16 protein-coding genes are annotated in these 20,494 nt (G+C 57.4%); 11 read left to right on the top strand and 5 right to left on the bottom strand.

Annotated elements, in window-relative coordinates:
* Positions 1–9: 9 nt before the first annotated feature.
* Positions 10–831 (bottom strand): sugar phosphate isomerase/epimerase, encoded by an 822-nt coding sequence (locus tag QA644_RS22755; RefSeq protein WP_283073448.1) that lies wholly within the window; start codon positions 829–831, stop codon positions 10–12.
* A 438-nt stretch (positions 832–1,269) separates the two neighbouring features.
* Here QA644_RS22755 and QA644_RS22760 point away from each other — a divergent pair, with 438 nt between their 5' ends.
* A complete protein-coding gene (locus tag QA644_RS22760) occupies positions 1,270–2,418 on the top strand; it encodes a Gfo/Idh/MocA family oxidoreductase (protein WP_283073449.1) in 1,149 nt (382 codons plus the stop codon).
* A 9-nt stretch (positions 2,419–2,427) separates the two neighbouring features.
* Positions 2,428–3,381: an alpha/beta hydrolase gene (locus QA644_RS22765; RefSeq protein WP_194731619.1), complete on the top strand. Its 954-nt coding sequence runs from the start codon at positions 2,428–2,430 to the stop codon at positions 3,379–3,381.
* Here the strand turns inward: QA644_RS22765 and QA644_RS22770 are convergent.
* Both QA644_RS22770 and QA644_RS22775 read right to left on the bottom strand, forming a co-directional pair.
* Positions 3,369–4,403: a LacI family DNA-binding transcriptional regulator gene (locus tag QA644_RS22770; RefSeq protein WP_283073450.1), complete on the bottom strand. Its 1,035-nt coding sequence runs from the start codon at positions 4,401–4,403 to the stop codon at positions 3,369–3,371. The genes QA644_RS22765 and QA644_RS22770 overlap by 13 nt on opposite strands.
* 160 nt (positions 4,404–4,563) lie before the next feature.
* On the bottom strand, positions 4,564–5,325 hold the full coding sequence (locus QA644_RS22775; RefSeq protein ID WP_022713936.1) for a DeoR/GlpR family DNA-binding transcription regulator: 762 nt from the start codon (positions 5,323–5,325) through the stop codon (positions 4,564–4,566).
* Positions 5,326–5,556: 231 nt separating this feature from the next.
* Here QA644_RS22775 and QA644_RS22780 point away from each other — a divergent pair, with 231 nt between their 5' ends.
* From QA644_RS22780 to QA644_RS22805, 6 genes are all read left to right on the top strand, one after another.
* The gene (locus QA644_RS22780) at positions 5,557–6,357 is read left to right on the top strand and encodes a class I fructose-bisphosphate aldolase (RefSeq protein WP_022713937.1); all 801 of its coding nucleotides are present in this window, start codon (positions 5,557–5,559) and stop codon (positions 6,355–6,357) included.
* 3 nt (positions 6,358–6,360) lie between these two features.
* Positions 6,361–7,299 carry a PfkB family carbohydrate kinase gene (locus tag QA644_RS22785; protein ID WP_283073451.1) on the top strand — a complete coding sequence of 313 codons (939 nt, stop codon included), beginning with the start codon at positions 6,361–6,363 and terminating at the stop codon, positions 7,297–7,299.
* A gap of 127 nt (positions 7,300–7,426) precedes the next feature.
* Positions 7,427–8,572: an ABC transporter ATP-binding protein gene (locus QA644_RS22790; RefSeq protein WP_283073452.1), complete on the top strand. Its 1,146-nt coding sequence runs from the start codon at positions 7,427–7,429 to the stop codon at positions 8,570–8,572.
* 595 nt (positions 8,573–9,167) lie between these two features.
* A complete protein-coding gene (locus QA644_RS22795) occupies positions 9,168–10,421 on the top strand; it encodes a sugar ABC transporter substrate-binding protein (RefSeq protein WP_283073453.1) in 1,254 nt (417 codons plus the stop codon).
* 100 nt (positions 10,422–10,521) lie between these two features.
* A complete protein-coding gene (locus tag QA644_RS22800) occupies positions 10,522–11,460 on the top strand; it encodes a sugar ABC transporter permease (protein WP_283073454.1) in 939 nt (312 codons plus the stop codon).
* 6 nt (positions 11,461–11,466) lie between these two features.
* A complete protein-coding gene (locus QA644_RS22805; protein ID WP_040114897.1) occupies positions 11,467–12,312 on the top strand; it encodes a carbohydrate ABC transporter permease in 846 nt (281 codons plus the stop codon).
* A gap of 492 nt (positions 12,313–12,804) precedes the next feature.
* Here the strand turns inward: QA644_RS22805 and QA644_RS22810 are convergent, their stop codons facing one another.
* A complete protein-coding gene (locus QA644_RS22810; protein WP_283073455.1) occupies positions 12,805–13,422 on the bottom strand; it encodes a TetR/AcrR family transcriptional regulator in 618 nt (205 codons plus the stop codon).
* A 108-nt stretch (positions 13,423–13,530) separates the two neighbouring features.
* Here QA644_RS22810 and QA644_RS22815 point away from each other — a divergent pair, with 108 nt between their 5' ends.
* From QA644_RS22815 to QA644_RS22825, 3 genes are all read left to right on the top strand, one after another.
* The gene (locus QA644_RS22815; RefSeq protein ID WP_283073456.1) at positions 13,531–14,217 is read left to right on the top strand and encodes a PspA/IM30 family protein; all 687 of its coding nucleotides are present in this window, start codon (positions 13,531–13,533) and stop codon (positions 14,215–14,217) included.
* 32 nt (positions 14,218–14,249) lie between these two features.
* Positions 14,250–14,531: a YiaA/YiaB family inner membrane protein gene (locus QA644_RS22820; protein ID WP_028739465.1), complete on the top strand. Its 282-nt coding sequence runs from the start codon at positions 14,250–14,252 to the stop codon at positions 14,529–14,531.
* Positions 14,532–14,623: 92 nt separating this feature from the next.
* The gene (locus QA644_RS22825) at positions 14,624–18,019 is read left to right on the top strand and encodes an acyl-[ACP]--phospholipid O-acyltransferase (protein ID WP_283073457.1); all 3,396 of its coding nucleotides are present in this window, start codon (positions 14,624–14,626) and stop codon (positions 18,017–18,019) included.
* A 502-nt stretch (positions 18,020–18,521) separates the two neighbouring features.
* Here QA644_RS22825 and QA644_RS22830 read toward each other — a convergent pair.
* Entirely contained in the window at positions 18,522–20,306 is a 1,785-nt protein-coding gene (locus QA644_RS22830; RefSeq protein ID WP_283073458.1) for an APC family permease, read from the bottom strand.
* Positions 20,307–20,494: the final 188 nt, after the last annotated feature.

Genomic DNA, 20,494 nt, shown 5'->3' on the forward strand with positions numbered 1-20,494 from the left:
ACTTCTTCCTCAGGCGCCGTAGCGGCGCATCGTTTCACGGTTCGTCCTGACGGCAGTCGCAGGGTCAGCGGCGGCTGTGTCCGATTCCTCTTCCAGTACCAGCCAGCCATTGAAGCGCGGCCCCGCAGCGACGATGTCGATCACGGCGGGCGTATCGCAGACCCCCTTGCCAAGCATGGCCCATTTGCCGTTCGCATCGACATCCTTCAGATGCAGATAGCGGATGCGGTCCTGATAGGTCCGCAGCGTATCGATCACATCCCCATGGCCGCGCAGGATATGGCCGGTATCCGGCACCCAGCCGACCAGGTTCTTGTCGATAAGCGAGAAGATCCGGTCATAATCGGCACGGTCGAACAGAAGCGTGTTGTGGTGCGAACTGGGATGCAGGGCGATATCCACGCCCGAAGCTTTGCCCAGTTCGCCAGCCCGATTGTAGAACTCCGCGGCGATCTCGAATTTCGCCTTCCGTGGTCCTTCGGAGACCACTGTCGCCGAGCCGATCGAAACGAGGGCGCTGGAAAAGACGGCCGCGAAATCGATCCAGCGCTGTGTGGTCCTGAGGTCGTTCTCGATCTCTTCCTTGACGGTGAAGCCGCTTTTCGAGCCCATCGCGAAAGCCACCAGCGTCAGGCCATGTTTCTGAAGGCTCGCGGCGAAATCATTGGGACTATCTGCGTAGTGGCCGATCATCGTGTCGGTAATCTCGATGCCCGCATAGCCGCCCTCGGCAATGGCTTCCAGCAGTTCGTCCGGACCGCCATTCCAGTTTTTCCCGAGCATTTCCCACGTGAATGTCTGGCAGCCAACTTTCAGGTCTTTGCTACTCATGCCAATTCCTTGATATCGTCCGGCGTCAGGCTTTCGATCATATGCCGCTGAACCGGGATGATCGGCGCCGTTGGCATGATGGGTGAGACGGGGGGCGAAACCCCACGCTCTGAAAGTGAGATCTGATGTGTCCACCATGCCAGCAGAGATCGCCTGGCGCCGCTGTTGAAACCCAAAACCACAAAGAGCAAGATGTTCACTGAAAAAGCACTGCCCCGCGATTCTCCTCCCCGCGCTCGCTAAGCGACGTTCGTTGCCCGTCTCAATTTAGTAACGTCTACCTCCCTGGCGAGCCACGCACTGCTGCCGGGTCTCTATTTCCGCATGTTTTATAAAAAATTATCGCGCGTCAAGAAATAAAATGTTTCTATGGCGACTGTTCGTGGCAGCGATGCCCATCGATAGTCGAAATTATCGGAATTGGCGGGAGGCCAATTAATGAAAGCATATTCCGGAACCAGGCTGGGCATCGGCGTTATCGGCTGCGGCAATATCTCGATGACCTATCTGCGCAACGCTGCCCTGTTTGCCGGAGTAGAATTGAGGGCATGTGCCGACATCTCATCCGACATGTCGGCGCTGAGGGCGAAGGAATACGGCATCCGGGCAATGGAGGTCGATGCGCTGTTGGCCGACCCCGAAGTCGACCTTGTCGTGAACCTCACGATCCCGGCCGTCCATTTCGACGTGACGATGTCGGCGCTTTCTGCGGGCAAGCACGTCTTCACCGAAAAGCCGCTCGCCACGTCGGCTGCCGAGGGCCGCAAGCTTGTGGCCGAAGCCAGAAGTCGCGGTCGTTTGTTGGGTTCCGCTCCCGATACATTCCTCGGCGCTGCCGGCCGCCGTGCGCGAAGCCTGATGGATGCAGGTGCGATTGGCCGCCCGGTCAGCGGCACCGCCTTCATGTTTGGCCGCGGAATGGAGCATTGGCACCCCAATCCGCAATTCTACTATCAGCCCGGCGGCGGCCCGCTCTTTGACATGGGCCCCTATTATCTGACGATGCTCGTCAATCTGCTCGGCCCGGTGAAAAGCGTCATGGCGATGGCGACGAAAGGCCAAGAAGAGCGGTTGATTACCGCTGACGGCCCCTTCAAGAACACCACGTTCAAGGTCGGGACGCCGACCAGCGTGCTCTCGCTTCTCGAGTTTCAGTCGGGTGCGACGGTGAATTTCGGTGCGTCGTGGGATGTCTTTCGACACTCCAATCATCCGATCGAATTGCACGGCACGGAAGGTTCGTTGCGCTTGCCCGATCCTGATACCTTCGGCGGAACAGTTTCGCTTTCCGAGCGCGGTGCCGAATGGAAGAATTTCAAAAGCGAGGGGGAGCTGTATGGCGCGCCGAACTGGCCGTATAACGCTCCCGACCGCGCCAATTATCGCATGCTGGGCGTTGCCGATCTCGTCCGCGCGCTTGGCGAGGGCAGGGCGCCGCGCGCCTCCGGCGATTTAGCGCTTCATGTTCTCGAGATCATGGAAGCGACCCTGGCATCCAGCGAGAGCCGGAGCGCGGTTGCGGTTGCGGGCACAGTTGCGCGACCACCGTTGCTCGACGAAGATGAGGCCCGCAGCCTGCTTGCTTGAGGTGAAGCGATGAAACATCGAGTGGATCCCGGCGCCGCGCATGTCCTGGCACTCGGTCGCGCCGCCAACCAGTCACCCTTTGAACTTGGGACAGCGAACGAGGCGCGCGCTGCCTATGACGCCGGTTGCCCGACATTGCAAGGCGATCGCGAACTGGTTGCCGCCATCGAGGACAGGACAATCGTTGGGACGGGTGGCCCGATCCCGCTCCGGATCTATCGCGGCGTGGGTGCTCCGATCGCGGATGCGCCGGCGCTTCTCTACCTTCATGGCGGCGGCTGGGTTGTCGGCACGCTTGAATCGCATGACGAGATTTGCCGGTGGTTTGCAAATATCGGTGCCTGTATTGTATTTTGCCCCGACTATCGGCTGGCGCCGGAGCACAAGTTCCCGGCGGGCTTGGAGGACTGCGTATCGGCTCTTGCCCATGTGGTGGAGCAGGCAAGTTGGCTTGGTATCGACCCTGACCGGATCGCGGTCGCGGGCGATAGCGCCGGCGGCAACCTGGCCGCAGTCTTATCACTTCTGTCGCGAGATGGCGCTGCGCGGAAAATCTCGGCGCAACTTCTGCTCTATCCGAACACCGATGCCCGACAGACAGCCGACAGCTATGTCAGGTTTTCGGAAGGATACGGTTTGACCACCTCGACGATGCGTTGGTTCCGGGATCATTACGTCCGCGATGCGGCTGATATCGTTGATTGGCGCGTCTCTCCCCTGATCGTCGACAATGTCGCGGGTGTGCCGCCGGCCTTCATCGCGATTGCGGGCCATGATATCCTCGCAGACGAAGGGGAGGCCTATGCCCGCCGGCTTGCCGAGGCGGGTATCCCCGTAATTCTGCGGCGTTGGCAGGATCAGATTCATGGCTTCGTTTCCATGGGGCGGCACATTCCGGCGGCGCGGCGGGCGGTGGAAGAGGCAGTTGCCGGATGGCGCAGCCTTGTCGATCACGCCGACTGACGCATCACCAATGTACCGTCGAATATGATTTTTCGGGCAATGACCTGTGCGGAATCATCGGAATCGTCCAGCATGGAAAGCAGCGTGTCGACGCTGCTGCGCGCCATGGCCGTGAAGTCCTGTGCCATTGTCGTCAATGGCGGGCAAGTATAGCGGCTGAGGGGGTGGTCGTCATGGGCGGCGATGCGAAGATCACTATCGCTCCTGCGGCCGACGCGTAGGCCGCGCGCATGGGCGGCTGCCATCGCGCCGAAGGCGAGGCGATCGTTCGCGCAAAGAATTGTCGTGCCCGGGAGCGTACCAGCCGTGATCAGTGCATCGGTCTGCTCATACCCCATCTGTTCGAAATTCCAGCTGTAACTCTCAGTGTCGCCAAACACGACCGGTTCAAATCCGAGCGACTCCATCGTGGCGATATAGCTTGCCAGCCGCTCCCCGGAATTGTGATTGACATGCGGAATGTCGAAATATGTAGGCGGCTCGCCCGATCGACAAAGATAGTCGACAATTGTCGCAACGCTTTGGGCGTTGTTGTTGCCAATGAACGGCGTGTTGCCTTCGATGAACGTATCGAAGTAGACAATGGGAATGCTCTCCCGAAGTTTTTCGAAGATGCCAGGCTCGGAAGCGAGGCCTAGAGGTGCGATGATCGCGCCAGCAGCCTTCAATGACAACAGCGTGTTCACAGCCTCGGCTTCAAGATCTGGCAAGCCGTGGGACGAGATTACGATTGGCCAGTAACCTTCGCCGCGAACGAGTAATTCTAGACGGTTGACCATTTCGGCATAGAATGGATCCGTTATGACAGGCACGAGAATGCCAATGTTCCGCGTCCTCTTGCGATTGAGGTTGCGGGCATAGAGATTGGGACGGTAGTCGGATGCCGACAGCGCGTCCTCGATGCGTTTGCGCGTCATCGGCTTTACGCTGCTCGGGCTATCGAAATACCTCGAAAGCGTTGGACGAGAAACGCCGCAGGACCGTGCGAAATCGTCCATGGTTTTGATCGTCATCTTATCCATTGGCAATTCTGGTTGCACTGCGCCAAGCAACGTCTGCGTCAGCTGATGTCGCAAAGGCAGTCAGTGTGAGGGCTTTCAAACTGCGTTTGTAGCCTGACAATATCGCATGCGCAAAATTTTTTGTTACACAAAGCACAATCGGCAGCGTAGTCGCCGCCCTCTATACATAGCGCACTTCGACTCCCAGCTTGTCCAATCGACTGCGAATCCCATGCGGCATGCCCGTATCGGTAATAATCAAATCGACCCGTGAAAGCGAAAATGCCTTGGATGAGGCGCCAATATCCCACTTGCTGGAATCCGCCACAAGGATCACGCGCCTCGCCATGCGCACCAGATTTCGTTTGGTCCGTGCAATGTCTTCCGAGACATCGACGACATCGAATGAGTGATCGATTGCATGAGCGCTGAGAAACGCCTGGTGGGCAACGAGACCGCCCACGGCCTTGTCTGAATCCGAGACAATCGTGCTGACAGTGCTGGGAAAGACTCGACCGCCTATCATGTGCACGTCCAAGCCTGGCCGATACATCAGATGCTGCGCAATATTCATGGCGGTTGTGGCCACCACGACATTGTTGACCGGCGGCATTTGCATGGCCACCTGCAGCAGCGTCGAGCCGCTGTCAAACACCACGGACTGGTTGTCGATGATCTGGCGTGCCGCCATCTGAGCGATGCGTCGTTTGGCATCGAAATTGCGGTTCATACGTTCTTCGAAGGCTGCCGCGGGCGAACTGGCCGGCAAAGCTATCGCACCGCCATGTGTCTTAATGAGCAGCTTCTTGGCATCCAGAATTTCCAGGTCGGATCGGATGGTCACTTCGGACACGCCGAAATTTTCCGCCAGCTGGCTGGTGCGCGCTTGGCCGGTCCGCTGAAGTTCCAGCATAATCTGATGTCGCCGTTGTTCTGCAAGCATGTTTGATCCCGAATTGGCTTCCGAACAGGTTGCGGTGCCGATCTTTCGAAAATCGAAAATACGTGGCCGACCGTACTGTTCAAAGGACGAGCGAAAGGCCGAAGTTGGCATACGTTAGCGCGCGAAATCGTAAACTTAAATTAAAACGAAAGAAATCGAAATATTGAATATTCGTTTACTTTCGAGTTAGGGTCTCCCGCGAAATCGAACCTTATAAAGGACAGCATTGATATGGGCCTTGGAACCAAAATTCGCCTGTCACGGCTGTTTTCTCATCCGTCGGGGCATTTATTCGGTGGCGCCGTCGACCACTTCGTTGGCTATGGCAACGTCCGCGAGGGCGGTCTTGCGGATCTGCCGGGCGCCCTGAAGCGGGTGATGGCCGGAGAGCCGGACTATATCAGCATTCAGCCGGGGGCGGCGCGTCACTTGTGGCCGGCCTATGCCGGCAAGGCGGCGCTGGTAATTCAAGCCGGCTGCTTTACGCCGGACGATCGAATCCGTCAGTTGATCGCGACCCCTGAGGATGCGGTGCGCTACGGTGCCGATGCTTTGGCCGTTGCCATTCCGGTGCGCGGCAATACCGAAGGCGAATACATTCGCTGGCTTACCGATACGGTCAACGCCGCTGCTCGCTTTGAAATGCCGGTCGTTGCGCATGTCTATCCCCGCGACTATTCAGACGGCGGCAAGATCGTATTCACCCCCGACGAAATCGCCTATGCCGTGCGGATCGGGTTTGAAACCGGCGTCGACGTGATCAAGGTCGGATACACCGGAGACTTCGCTTCATTCCAAGAGACTGTCGCCACTTGCCCGGTTCCCATCGTTATCGCGGGCGGTCCGAAGGCGGATAATCTGCTCGGAGCCCTGACACAGACCTCCGATGCCTTGCGCGCGGGGGCAAAGGGTGCAGTGGTGGGGCGAAACCTTTGGGGGCACGGCGACACGACGATGGCGGCGCGCGCCTTCAAGCTGGTCATTCACGGTGGTATGGCGCCGCAAGAGGCGCTCGCGGCCGCGGGCGGTTGACAGGTGACACGCAACCTTCAGGTTCTGGGCTTTGGGGCCGTGGCGATCGACGATATCATCTATGTCGACCGACCGCTGAGTGCCGGCAAAGGGAAGGTGATAAATCGCACTCAGGACCACGGCGGCAATGTAGCGACGGCCCTTGTTGCGGTCGCAAAGCTCGGAGGGCGGGCCGGTTTCATCGGCTGGTTGAATGATCAACCCCTCGCCGATGTCAGCGCCCGCGAGCTTGAGCGGCACGGAGTCGATATATCCTTTGCGCCGCGTCGCCCAGATGCCAGGCCCATACGTTCGGTGATCACGGTCGGACCTGAAGGCGACAGGTTTATCGCCTATGACGATGATGTGCCGCACGGAACCTCCGAGGCGCTGACCGATAGCACCCTTGCGCAAGCCCAGGTGCTGTTGATCGACGGCTATGCCGTCAACGCCGATATGGTTGTTGCGCGCGCCCGTAAGCTGGGCTTGGCGGTGGTGGCAGACATTGAATGGGCGATCGGGCCTGCAACCGAACGATTAATGAGCTTATCCAATCACCTGGTATTGCCGCTGAAATTCGCGCAGACTTATTCTTGCGAAACCGACCCGACGTTGATCCTGCGCAAGCTGTGGTCTGATGACCGTACTGCAGTCGTCCTGACCGACGGCGAACGAGGATCTTATATCAAGCAGACGGGAGATGACGTTTTGTGGCATGTCCCGGCCTATAAGGTCAAAGCGGTCGACACGACCGGCGCCGGAGATTGCTTTCACGGCGCCTATGCCTTTGCCCTTGCACAGGGAAAGCAGCCTGTCGCCTGCGCCGTTTACGCAACTGCCGCAGCGGCGATTTCCGTGACCGGCCCGGGTGGCCGTATGGCTCTGCCAGATCAAAGCGCCTGTCTCGCGTGGATGGCGAAGGATAATGCGCCCGTGCCCAGACCGATTGCGCCGCCAGACTGAGAGTTCACTAGACTGGTGCCCTGGATATCGGAACAGCGCTGCGCAGAGACGGTTCGGTTCGATCTGCGGTCGCGCCGGGAGGGCTGTCCGGAGGATTGGATGGCGGTGATAGTAGGGAGGAAGTGCCGTGGCTGTTGTTGTACTGGACAAGATTTGCAAGACCTTCGGAACGAAATTCCACGCAATCAAGGATCTTAGCCTGACGATAAATGATGGCGAGTTCCTTATCCTCGTAGGCCCTTCGGGATGCGGAAAATCGACGGCGTTGCGCATGATCGCGGGGCTGGAGGAGATTAGCAGCGGAACCCTGAGCATCGGTGGGGAGAATGTCGAGGATCTCGCGCCGAAGGATCGGGATATAGCGATGGTCTTCCAGAACTATGCCCTGTATCCGCATATGACAGTGTTCGACAACATTGCCTTCTCGATGAAGCTTGCGGGGAAAAGCAAGGAGGAGCGCACGAAGCGGGTCCATGAAATAGCAAAGACGCTTCAGTTGCATACGCTGCTCGAGAGCAAACCGGCGGCGCTGTCCGGCGGCCAACGCCAGCGGGTCGCCATGGGACGCGCAATGGTGCGGGAACCGGCGGCCTTTCTCATGGACGAGCCCCTGTCAAATCTCGACGCCAAGCTGCGCGTGCAAATGCGGGCCGAAATCGTCAGCCTGCAAAGACAGCTGGGCGTGACGACAATCTATGTGACGCACGATCAGACCGAAGCCTTGACCATGGGCGACCGGGTTGCGGTCTTGAAGGGCGGCGTCCTTCAGCAGGTCGACACGCCAAAGACATTGTATAGTCGGCCAGTCAATGCCTTCGTCGCGGGTTTCATCGGCTCACCGTCCATGAACCTGTTCGAAGGCCGTTTGCAGAACGGCAGGATCAATCTTCCCACCTTTTCGATACCGGTGCCGACGACCGCATTCGAGCGCTCTCCCGGTTTGACGACGTGCGAGGGCAAGACGATCATCTTCGGCATCCGCCCAGAAGACCTTTACGACAGCAGCCTGGAATCCGGATCACGCTACGCGACGATTCCGGCAGCTGTAAGATCGATCGAGGAATTGGGCTCCGAACTGATCGTTCATTTGAATATCGAAGCGGTGCGTATCGACTCCGGCGACCCCGATGCCGTCGAGGACTTAAGCGGTGCAGCAAACGCCGTAGCGAAATTCGAAGCCGTCAGCTCGGTCCAGCCGGGCGCAATGATTGATCTGGCGATCGATGCGGCCAAGTTACACTTCTTCGACCCACAAACGCATTTGGCAATCTAGCATGATCCGCGATAGCGGACCTGATTGGTGGGCAGCCCCAAGACCGCATGCTTGCTTTGATGCTCACAACTGTTGCCGCCAAGCTCTTCGCTCTTCGCTCTTCGCTCTTCGCTCAGCGGCTTGGCGTGTCCCGTATAGAGAGCCCTAGATTTCACGCCGTCTTGAAACCCTGTGACTTTGCAGCCGGAGGTCGGGTCCTTCTGTGCTGCTCGATGGTAACCCGAGCGCATCTGATCGCAATCAGCTGGTCGAAGGCATTTTTGCGAGGTCTATGGCGCGCACGGTCCCGCTGAACCCCGCTTTTCTTCGATCAACGAGCCTTTCATTTGTTTTCCTTTGGGCGGGGTGGCTTTCATTTGTTTACGAAAGTAAAGAAATAATGCGACACGAGGAAGGTGTAGGTTAGAAAAAAAGCGTCTCGGGTTCCATGGACAAAGCCTAGAGTATTCAATGCCTTGCTGGCTTTTTGTTCCTCCCTGGGGCCCGCCAGCTTTTTCCGATGACAGTTCTTCATTGACAGCTAGACCCCGAAAGGAACCTACTTTGGTCTCGATCGGGAGGATCGAGCAAAATATCGTTTCTATGGGAGGGAAACATGAACGTCAGAAGATATATCATGGCGGCTCAGTCCGCTGTGGCGGTCTGGGCACTATGCGCCACCTGCGCCTTTGCTCAGACCAATCTAGAGTTCATTCAATGGTGGGAGCCCGAAATGCCCGCCGGTGCTCTGCGCAGCATCATGGACGATTTCGAGGCCGCAAACCCCGGCATCAAAGTGACGCTCGTCAGCGGCCCCTATTCCGCCACCCATGATCAGATCGTCGTTGGTGCCGCGTCGGGGACACTCAGCGATGTCGTTGGCCTCGACGGAGCATGGGTCAACGGCTTGGCAAAGCAGGGCGCAATCGCTTCGATGGACAGCCTGATGGCTGACGCCAAATATGATCAGAGCCAGATCGCCGACATTGTCAAGGTCAACGGGCAAAGCGTCATGTTCCCGCTTGCCTCGTTCGTCTACCCGGTCTTCGTCAATCTCGATATGGCAAAGGCCGCCGGCATCGACAAGGCGCCGACGAACCGGACAGAATTCGCCGATGCGGCGAAGAAGATGACCAATGCGGACAAGAACCAATACGGTTGGGTGCTACCGCTTTCGTTGCAAAATCCCGGCGGCATCCAGAATGACGTGATGTCCTGGGTCTGGGCATCCGGAGCATCCATGCTGAAGGATGGCAAGCCCGATCTGGAAAACGCCTCCGTGGTCGGGACACTTGAATATATCAAGTCGCTGCAGGACGCCGGCGTCATCGCGCCTGGTATTTTTGCCAAGAAGGAACAGGACAAGGTCGAAGAATTCGTCAATGGCCGCGTGGGTATGATGATCGATTCACTCGCTCACATCAATCTCATCCGCCAGCGAAACCCCAATCTCAAGTTCGGCATCTCCGCCCTTCCAGCTGTCGACGGTTATACCGGCAAACGCGGACTGCCGTATGCTTCCTGGGGTATCGGCATCAGCGACAAAAGCGAACACAAGGCAGAAGCCTGGAAGCTCGTTGAATATTTGATGAGCCCCGAAGTGAACAGCCGTCTCGTGTCGGTCGCCAATGCCTTCCCGGGAAATATCCACGCCAAACCCGATTTCTCGAAATCGGACCCGCTGTTTGAAGAAGCCTTCAAGATATTTCAAAGTGGGAAGCTGGCCAACGAATTCGTCGGCCTGCCGGTGGCCGAAGATCTCATGCGGCAGATGAACGTTGAAGTTCAAAAAATGTTCGACGGTCAGCAAACCGCGAAGGAGGCGGCCGCCAACACACAAAAGCAGTGGTTGGTCGAGTTCGACAAGTAAGGACGCCACCGACAATCATCTGCAGCGTGATAGAGATTATCGCGCTGCAGCTGCATCAGGACGAATTGATGCGTTTCACGATAGGCGGAAATCACATCTCATGAGCCTCGCCACAGAAACTATGATCCGGACGCAAGCAAAAACGCGCAAGCGTAGCATGCTGTCTTACAAAACGAGAAAGAGGCTTGTTCCCTTCTTCTATGTTGCCCCGGCGACGTTTCTGTTCTGCCTTCTGATGCTGTTTCCCATGATCACCGTCCTGCGCTATTCGCTGATGGACGGCGCGATCACGAAAAAGGACGCGGCTTTCGTCGGATTGCAGAACTATGTGACGATCTTCAAAGATCCGGTTTTCTGGCAGTCGGTCGGGCAGACACTCTACTTCACGGTGATGAGCGTCATCTTCCATCTTCTGATCGGTCTGGCCTTCGCCCTTTTGCTAAACAGCCAACGTGTCGATCCGTTGATCAGAAGCATCCTGCGGGTTCTCTACATTATGCCGTGGCTCTTCACAGCCGTGATCATCGCCATCATCTGGCGACTGCTCCTGGATCCCAATGGGGTCATCAACAGCATCCTGATGACGCTGCATATCATTAACTTCAAGGTCGAGTGGTTCTCTTCGACGAAAACCGCGCTGCACGCCTTGACCTTTGCGAATATCTGGGCGGGATATCCGCTCTATATGGTGAGCCTTCTCGCTGGTCTTCAGGGCATCCCCAAGGATCTCTACGAGGCCGCCGGCATTGATGGTGCTAACGAATTCCAGAAATTCCGCTACATCACGATCCCGCAACTGATGCCGATTATCATCAGCATTGCCTTGCTGGATTTCATCTGGACAATGCAGGTCTTTCCCCTCGTATGGATGACGACGGGAGGCGGTCCGATCTACGCGACCGAGGTGCTTAGCACCTACACCTACAAACTTGCGTTTTCGAGTTACGAATTCTCCCGCGCGTCGGCGAGCGCAATCTTCATTCTGATCATCTCGATGGGCGCCACATACTTCTACATCAAACATCAGAAGGCCAGGTGACCGGCAATGGCAAAGCGTTCTCTCAGTCGCACCATATTACCGACCCTGCTGACATATCTCGGGCTCGCGGTTGGTCTGGTCTTCGCGGGCTTTCCGATACTGTGGATGTTTTTCACTTCTTTGAAGTCAAACACCGAGATCTTTGCCCTGCCGCCGCGGCTCCTGCCCGACCATTTCACGAACGTCGCCTACCTGTCGATCTTCAACGACCCAGCGAAGATTCGTTTCTTCCTCAACAGCTATCTCGTCGCGGGAGTGGTAACACTTCTGACGTTGCTGATCGCCATTCTGACGGCCTATGGCTTCAGCCGGTATTCATTTCGGTTCAAGAATACGCTGAACGTGTTCATCATCAGTACGCAGACCGTCCCGCCGATCACGCTTTTGATCCCGTATTTCGGGATGGTGGTCGCCTTCGGCATTTTCAACACCTATTTTGCGCTGATTTTGACGTACATGGTCTTCACCCTGCCTTATGCGATCCTTCTGATGACCGGCTATCTCAATACCCTGCCAAGGGAGCTTGATGAGGCGGTGCTTGTCGATGGCGGGTCAAGTTGGACGGCGCTGTGGCGTGTGATCATCCCACTGTCAGTGCCTGGCATCGTCGCGACCGCGGTCTATACGTTTCTGTTGGCATGGAACGAATTCCTCTTTGCTCTGACTTTGACGAAGTCGATGGATATGCGGACTGTTCCCATTGGGATCGAGTTGCTTATGGGCCAGCATGCCTTCGAATGGAACGAGATGATGGCGATGAGCGTGCTAGGATCGCTCCCGCTTTTGCTCCTGTATCTGATCGCCCAGCGCTACTTCCTTGCGGGCATGGCAGCTGGGTCGGTAAAGAGCTAGCAGGCGTGCAGCCGGGCGGGAGCGATGTTTCACTGTTATGTGAATCGGCATGGGGTCCCGGTGCCGGTCGAAGATGAAACAATTGGTTTTGCTGAGCTGACGGGGGTCATCGCACGACGCCTATTCACAACGACCGCTTGATGGCGTGATTCTCAGGCGGAAGGATGACGGTTCGGTTTGAGTGCGGTATCGACGGCCGGTGATAGCGCTGCCCGAAAAAACCTCGCCGTCTTAAACATCGTCAATCAAACCGAGTGGGCAGCCGCGCTGCCCCACGTGTTGTTTTAATCTCCGACCGGACGCTCGCGCATGTCAGCGTGTTGAGTTCCGTTGTGATCTGAAACGCTTTTCCGTTCCGGACGAATCATGGGGTACCGCCAAATGGCAGACGGGGTGAATTTCGAATGGAGTTCCACATGATTGCGCTTCACCGAGCGAGACATCTGACCTAGTTGGAACAATTACGCAGCGGTTTCAAAACCAACATTCCCGTCAGGCCCGCGGCGCCCGTCCTGCGACCGCCCCAGCCGCAATGGTCAGGACGAATTCGTCGAGTTCGCGTCCTAGCCGATCAGACGGCAAGCCGACGAAGCGCGCTTCCAGGCTGATGCTGATCACCCCATGCACCGCCCCGAACAACGTGCGAGCACGAATCGCTCTATCCTCTGCAGGCATGTCCGGCTGCAGTTCCGCGAGGGGCTCAGCGATCACGTCCATCAGGAACAGATGTTCATCGAGATGCCACTGGGGCGTCGGACTGCCTTCGGGCGGATAGTGATCGAACAGGGCTTTCCACAGATTGCGATGGGCAAGCGCAAACCTAAGATATCCCTGTGCCAAATTGCGCAGTCGATCGGCCGGGGTGCGGTTCTTGACTTCGGTGAGAGCCAGCGATTCCTCCAGAGCTTTAAGCGTTGAGGAGTTGACCTGGATAATGAGCTCATTGAGGTCAGCAAAGACCGTATAAAGACCTCCCAACGCACAACCGGCATCCTGCGTGACGTCGCGTGCACGCAAGTTTGCTAGCCCTTCGTTGGCTATCCTGTTGCGTGCGGCGTCGATTAACCGGGCCCTCAGGTCCTCGCGTTTTTCTTCTCTTCGACTGGCCATTAACCACCCCAATTTGATTCGTGAACGTTGTTCAAAAAAAGCTTGAACAACGTTCACGGTTGTGACAAAACAACTTCGTGAACAACGTTCATAAATGGGAGATTCGAAATGTTCAACTTAATTGTCACACTGCTGCGGGGCAGGGCGCATGAGGCCGAACGTGCTTTTGCCGACCGTAACGCCATGCCTCTGCTCAGTCAGCAAACTCGCGATGCGGCCCGCGCCATCCAGTCTGCCCGCCGCGCAGTGGCGGTGGCAATTGCACAAAATGAGCAGGAAAGGAGCCAACACACCATGATCCTGTCCCGGATCGCTGATCTCGAAACACGCACTCTTGTCGCATTGGAAAAAGGCAGCGAGGGTCTTGCCCGCGAAGCGGCCGACGCGATCGCCTATCTCGAAGCCGAGCGGGATGCGTCGGAAAAAGCCCAAGCCCAGTTCACAACGACGATTGCCAAGCTGAAGGGGATCGTGCGTGCCGCAGAAGCGCGATTGCAGGATCTGCAGCGCGGCGAGCGGCTGGCCCGTGCAACGGAACAAGCCCAGAAACTTGATCTCGCGGCTACCGGATCTGGTCTTGCTACACTCGACGAGGCTGAGGAGACCCTTGCGCGCCTTCGCGCTCGCCAAAGCCAGAACGATACGATTGCCTCCGTGCTTAAGGAGATGGACAGCGCGCCTCGCTCTGCCGGGATGATCGAGAAGCTTGCCAATGCCGGCTGCGGTGCGCCGTTGCGGTCATCCTCTGACGATGTGTTGGCGAGGCTCCGCACTCGTATCAACAACGCTGCCTGAAACGCACTTCACTTAACAGAAGGACCGCGACGATGAACGACAGTTTTCAGAAGCATTCCTCCAGCTGGGTCAGCTTTTCATACATCTCCTTCGGCACGGCAGCTTTCATGCTTGCAGCCGGCCTTTACATGATGCCGCTCGACCTCTGGGGCAAAGGCTATCTCGCCATGGGCATACTGATGCTGGTGCAAACGACGGTTAACATCACCAAGACGCTGCGCGATAACGCTGAGTCGGAGAAGTTGATCCGCAAGATCGAGGACGCCAAGACTGAAAAGCTCCTCGTCAACTTCAATCGTGGCAACGAAAGCTAAGACTTCTTAACCACACCACAGAGTTGTTTCTGCCTGCAACTTTTGCGTAACAGCTCTGTGGCTTTCTCTTGCGATCTAACAGGGAAAGAGCCATGCACGGCAATCTTATGACATCGAGGAAGTTCGCTCCGTTATTCTGGACGCAGTTTCTCTCGGCCTTCAACGATAATTTCCTGAAGCAGACGCTGATCTTCCTGATCCTTGCGCAGATGGCTGCCGAGGGGGCTTGGCTCGTGACGCTCGCTGGCGGAATTTTTATCATTCCGTTCCTGCTGCTTTCGGCGCTGGGCGGCGAGCTTGCCGACAAATATGACAAGGCGCAGATGGCCGAAATCCTCAAGCGTTGCGAGATCGCAGTCGCGGCGATCTCCGTCATTGGTATCGCGCTGTCGTCGATCTGGGTCCTTATGCTGGCTCTTTTCGGATTCGGGGTCATCTCGTCGCTCTTCGGCCCGATAAAGTACGGCATTCTTCCCGATCATCTCGAACGCAAGGACTTGCCAAAGGCCAACGCCTGGATCGAGGGCGGCACCTTCATCGCCATCTTGACGGGCACGATCGTTGCAGCGCTTGCCTTCACGAATGGCGAGAATGTCTGGGTGTTCGGACCGATGATGATGGGGCTTTCGGTGCTTTGCTGGTTCGCCGCTCGCATGATCCCTGCGACCGGTTCAAAAGCGCCCGATCTCGTTATCGACAGGAATGTCTTCCGCTCAAGCGTCACACTCGTCAATGAACTGCGCGAAGACAAGCGAGTCTGGCGCTCGGCGCTCATGAATTGCTGGTTCTGGTTCGTGGGCGCATTCGTCATGTCGATGCTGCCCTTCATGGTTACGGAAATCCTTGGTGGTTCGGAGATCGTCGTCCCCGCCTATCTTGCCGTTTTCGCGATCTCCATTGCGGTCGGTTCAGCGATCGCCGGCTGGATGTCGGCAGGCCGCGTCGTCTTGCTGCCGGCGCCAGTCGGCACCGTCATAGTTGCCCTCTTCGGAATAGATCTCGCTTGGAATCTGTGGGGGCTGCAGTCCGCCTCTCATGCTGAAACCATCACCGCCTTCTTTGCCGGCGCAAAGACCATGCGTGTGGCGATCGATCTCGCCGGTATGGCCATTGGGGGCGCATTCATGGCCGTGCCGACGTTCGCGGCGATGCAGGCCTGGGCAAACGAAGCCCGCCGTGCCCGTGTGATCGGAGCTGCGAACGTTTTGTCCGCGTTATTTATCACAACCGGGCTTGCGCTGGTCGCGATCTTGCAAGCCGTCGGTGTCTCCGTTCCGATGATCATTCTAGGTCTTTCGCTCATCAATGTCGGCGTTGCCTGGATGATGTTGAAGACGCTGCCCACCAATCCGTTCCGTGATTTCATTTCCATATTGTTCCGTGCCTTCCTGCGCCTTGAGGTGGAAGGTTTGGAGAACATCAAGAAGGCTGGTCGGGCACCGATCATCGCGCTCAATCATGTGAGCTTTCTTGATGGAGCTCTGGCGCTTGCAATAACTGAGGAAGAGCCTGTTTTCGCCGTCGATTACAAGATAGCTCAGGCTTGGTGGGTTCGTCCTTTCCTGAAGATGTGCAAATTCCTTCCGCTCGATCCGACGAAGCCGATGGCGACACGTTCGCTCATCAAGATTGTCAACGAGGGCAATGCGATCGGCATCTTTCCCGAGGGCCGCCTGACGGTGACCGGGACGCTGATGAAGGTCTACGACGGCGCGGCTATGGTTGCCGACAAGACAGGATCGATGATCGTGCCCGTCCGTATCGACGGGCTTGAGAAGAGCTACTTCTCGCGCCTTTCGGCTGGCCAAGTTCGCCGTCGCCTCTTTCCTAAGGTCAAAGTGACGATCCTCGAGCCGGTGAAGCTCGACGTTCCCGCAGACATTAAGGGCCGCAAGCGCCGGATCGCCGCAGGCGCGGCCCTGTACCAGGTCATGTCGATGTTGATGTTCCGTACGACGAACACCAATCTGACGATCCTGGACCGTATCATCGAGACGGCTTTGGAAGGAGGTGGGGGAAAACTTGCAGTCGAGGATCCGATTAGCGGCCAGCTCTCCTATGCCAAGCTTCTCACCGGCGCGGCGGTTCTGGGTGCCAAGTTCAAGGCGTTGTTCCCCGATGAACAGACGCTTGGCGTCCTGCTTCCAAACGCCAATGGCACTGCTGCGACTGTTCTCGCTGTGATGTCAGCGGGCAAGGTTCCGGCGATGCTGAATTTCACCGCCGGCGCCGCCAATATCTTGTCAGCGTGCAGGGCGGCAGAGGTAAAGCAGGTACTTTCCTCACGTGCCTTCGTCGAGCAGGGCAAGCTTCGTCCCGTGTTTACCGAGCTCGAAAAAGAGATGAAGATCGTCTGGCTCGACGAACTGCGCACGACAGTTACCATCGTAGACAAAGTTCGGGGCTTCCTCAACAGGTACACGCCGCTGGTCAAGCGCAAGGCCGATGATGCCGCCGTGATCCTGTTCACATCTGGTTCGGAGGGAACGCCGAAGGGTGTTGTTCTCACCCATCGCAATATTCTGTCAAACGCCGCCCAGGCGGCCTCGCGCATCGACTTCCATTCCGGGGATAAAGTCTTCAATATCTTGCCGGTGTTTCATTCATTTGGCCTGACGGCGGGGACCGTTCTGCCATTGGTCTCGGGCGTTCCGGTATATTTCTATCCGTCGCCACTTCACTACCGCATCGTGCCGGAACTGATCTACACTTCCAACGCGACCATCATTTTCGGGACCGATACTTTCCTGAACGGCTATGCCCGAACTGCGCACCCTTATGACTTCCGATCGATCCGATACATCTTTTCGGGTGCCGAGCCCGTCAAACCATCGACCCGCGAGACCTATATGGAGAAGTTCGGCCTGCGTATCCTTGAAGGCTACGGTGTTACTGAGACGGCACCCGTGATCTCCCTCAATACGCCAATGTTCAACCGCTCAGGCACCGTCGGCAAGATCATGCCCGGCATGCAGTGGAAGCTCGAGCCGGTTCCGGGTATCGATGAGGGTGGTCGCCTTTTCATCCGCGGCGCCAATGTCATGGCCGGCTATCTCCGCGCTGAGAACCCTGGCGTGATCGAGTCGCTCCCTGATGGCTGGCATGACACGGGCGACATTGTCACAATCGACGATGATGGCTTCGTCAGGATCCGTGGCCGTGCCAAGCGCTTCGCCAAGATCGGCGGCGAGATGATTTCGCTCGCTGCCGTCGAGGCGCTTGCCGGCCAGTTGTGGGCCGGGGCCCTTTCGGTCGTTTCATCTATTCCGGATGCAAAGAAGGGTGAGCGACTGGTGCTGCTGACAGATGCGCCAAACGCTACTCGCGCTGAATTCGCGGCCTTTGCCAAATCCAGGGGAGCGATGGATATGATGGTTCCGGCGGAAATCAAAATCGGCAAAGTGCCAGTGCTGGGTTCGGGAAAGGTGGATTTTGTCGCAGCGAGCAAGATTGTCCAAAATTTGGAGCCATCGCAGCACGCCGCGTGAAGCCTCACACAAGGCGTGTAAAAATTGCTGCTTCAGCATGCAAGGAATTGTAGGGGTGGGCGCTATGCAAAGCGGATTTTTCCGCTGATGGTCCTATTTGCGTAAGCGATGGGGTGGACGCCCCCAAGTCGACGGCATCCGACGTGCCAGAATGGTTGCGTTGGAGCCGTGAAAGAGGGAAGCGTCCATGGAAGAGATTTGCATAATCGGCGGGGATCTGGCGAAGAGAACCATCCAGGTCCATGCAGGCGAGGCAGATGGCGCGGCGATTTTTCACCGGAAGGTCTCGAGTGGCAAGCTGCTGCAATTCTTGCCATCCATCGAACCCTGCACGGTCGCGATGGAGGCTTGCGCCGGCAGCCATCAATGGGGTCGCGATTTCGCAAAGCTTGGGCACGACGTCAAATTGATCGCGCCGATCTATGTCACAGTTAGCGCTCGCACCCTTCCTCAAGGATCGCCGCCCTCACGGAGAGCGGCGATAAATGAATCGTCTTGGGCGTCAGGCCGGCAGTTGGAAGATCCAGTTCGCGATCAGGACTATCGCCAGACCGCCGGCAAGTGCGACATAGGGAAGGATGCCCGCCTTTTTCGTGCCAAGGTCCTGACCCGTCAGGCCCAGATCGTCCATCGCTCCTGCAGGGAATTTGCCGCCGTCCCGCACATAATGGCGATAGGCAAAGACCGGGAGGATGACGGCGGCGAAGGCGAAGCCGACCCAAAGTGCGTTGGCATAACCCCAGACCTTTGCGCCGGCGCCTAGGAAGAGGGCATTGACGAAGGCGAGAACCGTGTTAAGGCCGATCAGCCAGCTCGGCGCCTTCCAGGGACGTTCGATGTGGCCGGAATCCATGCGATGGATCCAACCGGAGTTAAGGTTGAGGAAGTTGAAGATAATGTAGCCGACATTCGAGACGGCGAGCACGAAGAAGTAGCCGCCGACATCCGATGCGATCGCCAGAAGGAAGAGGTTGAAGGCGAAGTCCGTCCACATGGCACGGGTCGGCGCGCCGTTCTCATTCACATGGTCGAGGTATTTCGGCAGCCAGCCGTCTTTGGCGCCCTGATAGAGCGTGCGTGAGGATCCCGCCATCGCCGTCATGATCGCCAGGAAGAGTGCCATGATCATCAGGACGACGAGAAGCTGGGTGATAATGCGGCCCGCGCCGATCAACCCACCGAGGGCTTCCGCTACACCGGTACCGTCGATGATTCCAGGTGCCAGCATGCCGGCATGGCCGAGCACACCCTGGAAGGCGAAGGGCACGAGGAAGAAGAACAAGCAGCATGCCAGTCCGGAATAGAAGATCGCCTTGAAAGTATCGGTCTTCGGGTTCTTCAGTTCCCGGGTATAGCAGACGGCCGTTTCGAAGCCGTAAGTAGACCAAGCGGCGATATAGAGGCCGCCAAGGAAGAGTGTCCAGCCGCCGTTGCTCCATGTACCGTCCGCGTCTGAATATGCTGCCGTCGGTGGAAGGAGGCCTGTGACGTTCGCAGCAACGATCTGACCGCTGAGGATAGGGTAGATGCCGATCAAAAGCAGCGGCACGAGCACAATGATCGCCAGCCACTTCTGCACGCTTGCGGTTTCCGAGATGCCGCGATGCTGGATGGCGAAGATGATCAGCATCAGGATGCCGCCGATGAAGAAAGTGGCGTTGATGTTGGCGGTAGCGAGGAACGGAATGCCGAAGCTTGCGAGTGACCAATTGCGGACCGCCGGCGTCAGCGCCGCTACCGCATCCGTGCTCAGCAAGGCTTTGATGGCATCGTCCGGCGCCGTGCCGGCATGGGCTGTTATGTATTCTGCGACGCGCGGGCTATCGGCCGTGATTGAAGCGGCATGCGCGGCAATCCAGTCGAGGGCTGCTTGCGAGTCAGCTGCCGGAATCGGAAAAAATGCATTGAGAATATAACCGGCGGCGATGGCGCAACCGAGCGAAAGCACCGGCGACCAGGCAAACCAGTTGCACCAGACCGAAAGCGGCGCAATGAACTTCGAATATCGCAGCCAGGCGGTCGCGCCATAAACGGAGGCGCCGCCGGATTTATTGCCGAACATGCCGGCAATCTCTGCATAGGTGAAGGATTGCAGGAAGCCCATGATCATGGAAATGATCCATACGACAAAGGCGAGCTTGCCTGTCGTGCCTGCAATGCCGCCGATGGAGAAAAGGACGAGCGGCGGCACTCCCGCAGCCACCCAGAATGCACCCTTCCAGTCGAGGGCACGTATAAGCTTACCTTCGGTGCCGGCCGAAATCCCGGCGTCCACTACGTCTGTCATTGCTGAAGTTCCCCATTCGATTGTTCCGGACGTCTCTTCGTGCGTCTCCCTGAACGTGCCTCTCCCGGTATTTCCGGGGCCAGCCTGGTTTTTGGCGATCCGCGTTCCCGCACGGATTCTGAGCTTTGACCCTTGATGCATAGTGAAGATATTTTCTTTTTAGTCAATATGGGTTTACTTTCCGACGG

It is taken from the genome of Rhizobium sp. CC1099 (genome assembly GCF_029714385.1).
Taxonomy (GTDB): domain Bacteria; phylum Pseudomonadota; class Alphaproteobacteria; order Rhizobiales; family Rhizobiaceae; genus Rhizobium.

What these genes read in the sequence shown, in the direction of transcription:
- QA644_RS22755 (WP_283073448.1), bottom strand. Translation starts at nt 831, where the DNA reads ATGAGTAGCAAAGACCTGAAAGTTGGCTGCCAGACATTCACGTGGGAA.
- QA644_RS22760 (WP_283073449.1), top strand. Translation starts at nt 1,270, where the DNA reads ATGAAAGCATATTCCGGAACCAGGCTGGGCATCGGCGTTATCGGCTGC.
- QA644_RS22765 (WP_194731619.1), top strand. Translation starts at nt 2,428, where the DNA reads ATGAAACATCGAGTGGATCCCGGCGCCGCGCATGTCCTGGCACTCGGT.
- QA644_RS22770 (WP_283073450.1), bottom strand. Translation starts at nt 4,403, where the DNA reads ATGGATAAGATGACGATCAAAACCATGGACGATTTCGCACGGTCCTGC.
- QA644_RS22775 (WP_022713936.1), bottom strand. Translation starts at nt 5,325, where the DNA reads ATGCTTGCAGAACAACGGCGACATCAGATTATGCTGGAACTTCAGCGG.
- QA644_RS22780 (WP_022713937.1), top strand. Translation starts at nt 5,557, where the DNA reads ATGGGCCTTGGAACCAAAATTCGCCTGTCACGGCTGTTTTCTCATCCG.
- QA644_RS22795 (WP_283073453.1), top strand. Translation starts at nt 9,168, where the DNA reads ATGAACGTCAGAAGATATATCATGGCGGCTCAGTCCGCTGTGGCGGTC.
- QA644_RS22800 (WP_283073454.1), top strand. Translation starts at nt 10,522, where the DNA reads ATGAGCCTCGCCACAGAAACTATGATCCGGACGCAAGCAAAAACGCGC.
- QA644_RS22805 (WP_040114897.1), top strand. Translation starts at nt 11,467, where the DNA reads ATGGCAAAGCGTTCTCTCAGTCGCACCATATTACCGACCCTGCTGACA.
- QA644_RS22810 (WP_283073455.1), bottom strand. Translation starts at nt 13,422, where the DNA reads ATGGCCAGTCGAAGAGAAGAAAAACGCGAGGACCTGAGGGCCCGGTTA.
- QA644_RS22815 (WP_283073456.1), top strand. Translation starts at nt 13,531, where the DNA reads ATGTTCAACTTAATTGTCACACTGCTGCGGGGCAGGGCGCATGAGGCC.
- QA644_RS22820 (WP_028739465.1), top strand. Translation starts at nt 14,250, where the DNA reads ATGAACGACAGTTTTCAGAAGCATTCCTCCAGCTGGGTCAGCTTTTCA.
- QA644_RS22825 (WP_283073457.1), top strand. Translation starts at nt 14,624, where the DNA reads ATGCACGGCAATCTTATGACATCGAGGAAGTTCGCTCCGTTATTCTGG.
- QA644_RS22830 (WP_283073458.1), bottom strand. Translation starts at nt 20,306, where the DNA reads ATGACAGACGTAGTGGACGCCGGGATTTCGGCCGGCACCGAAGGTAAG.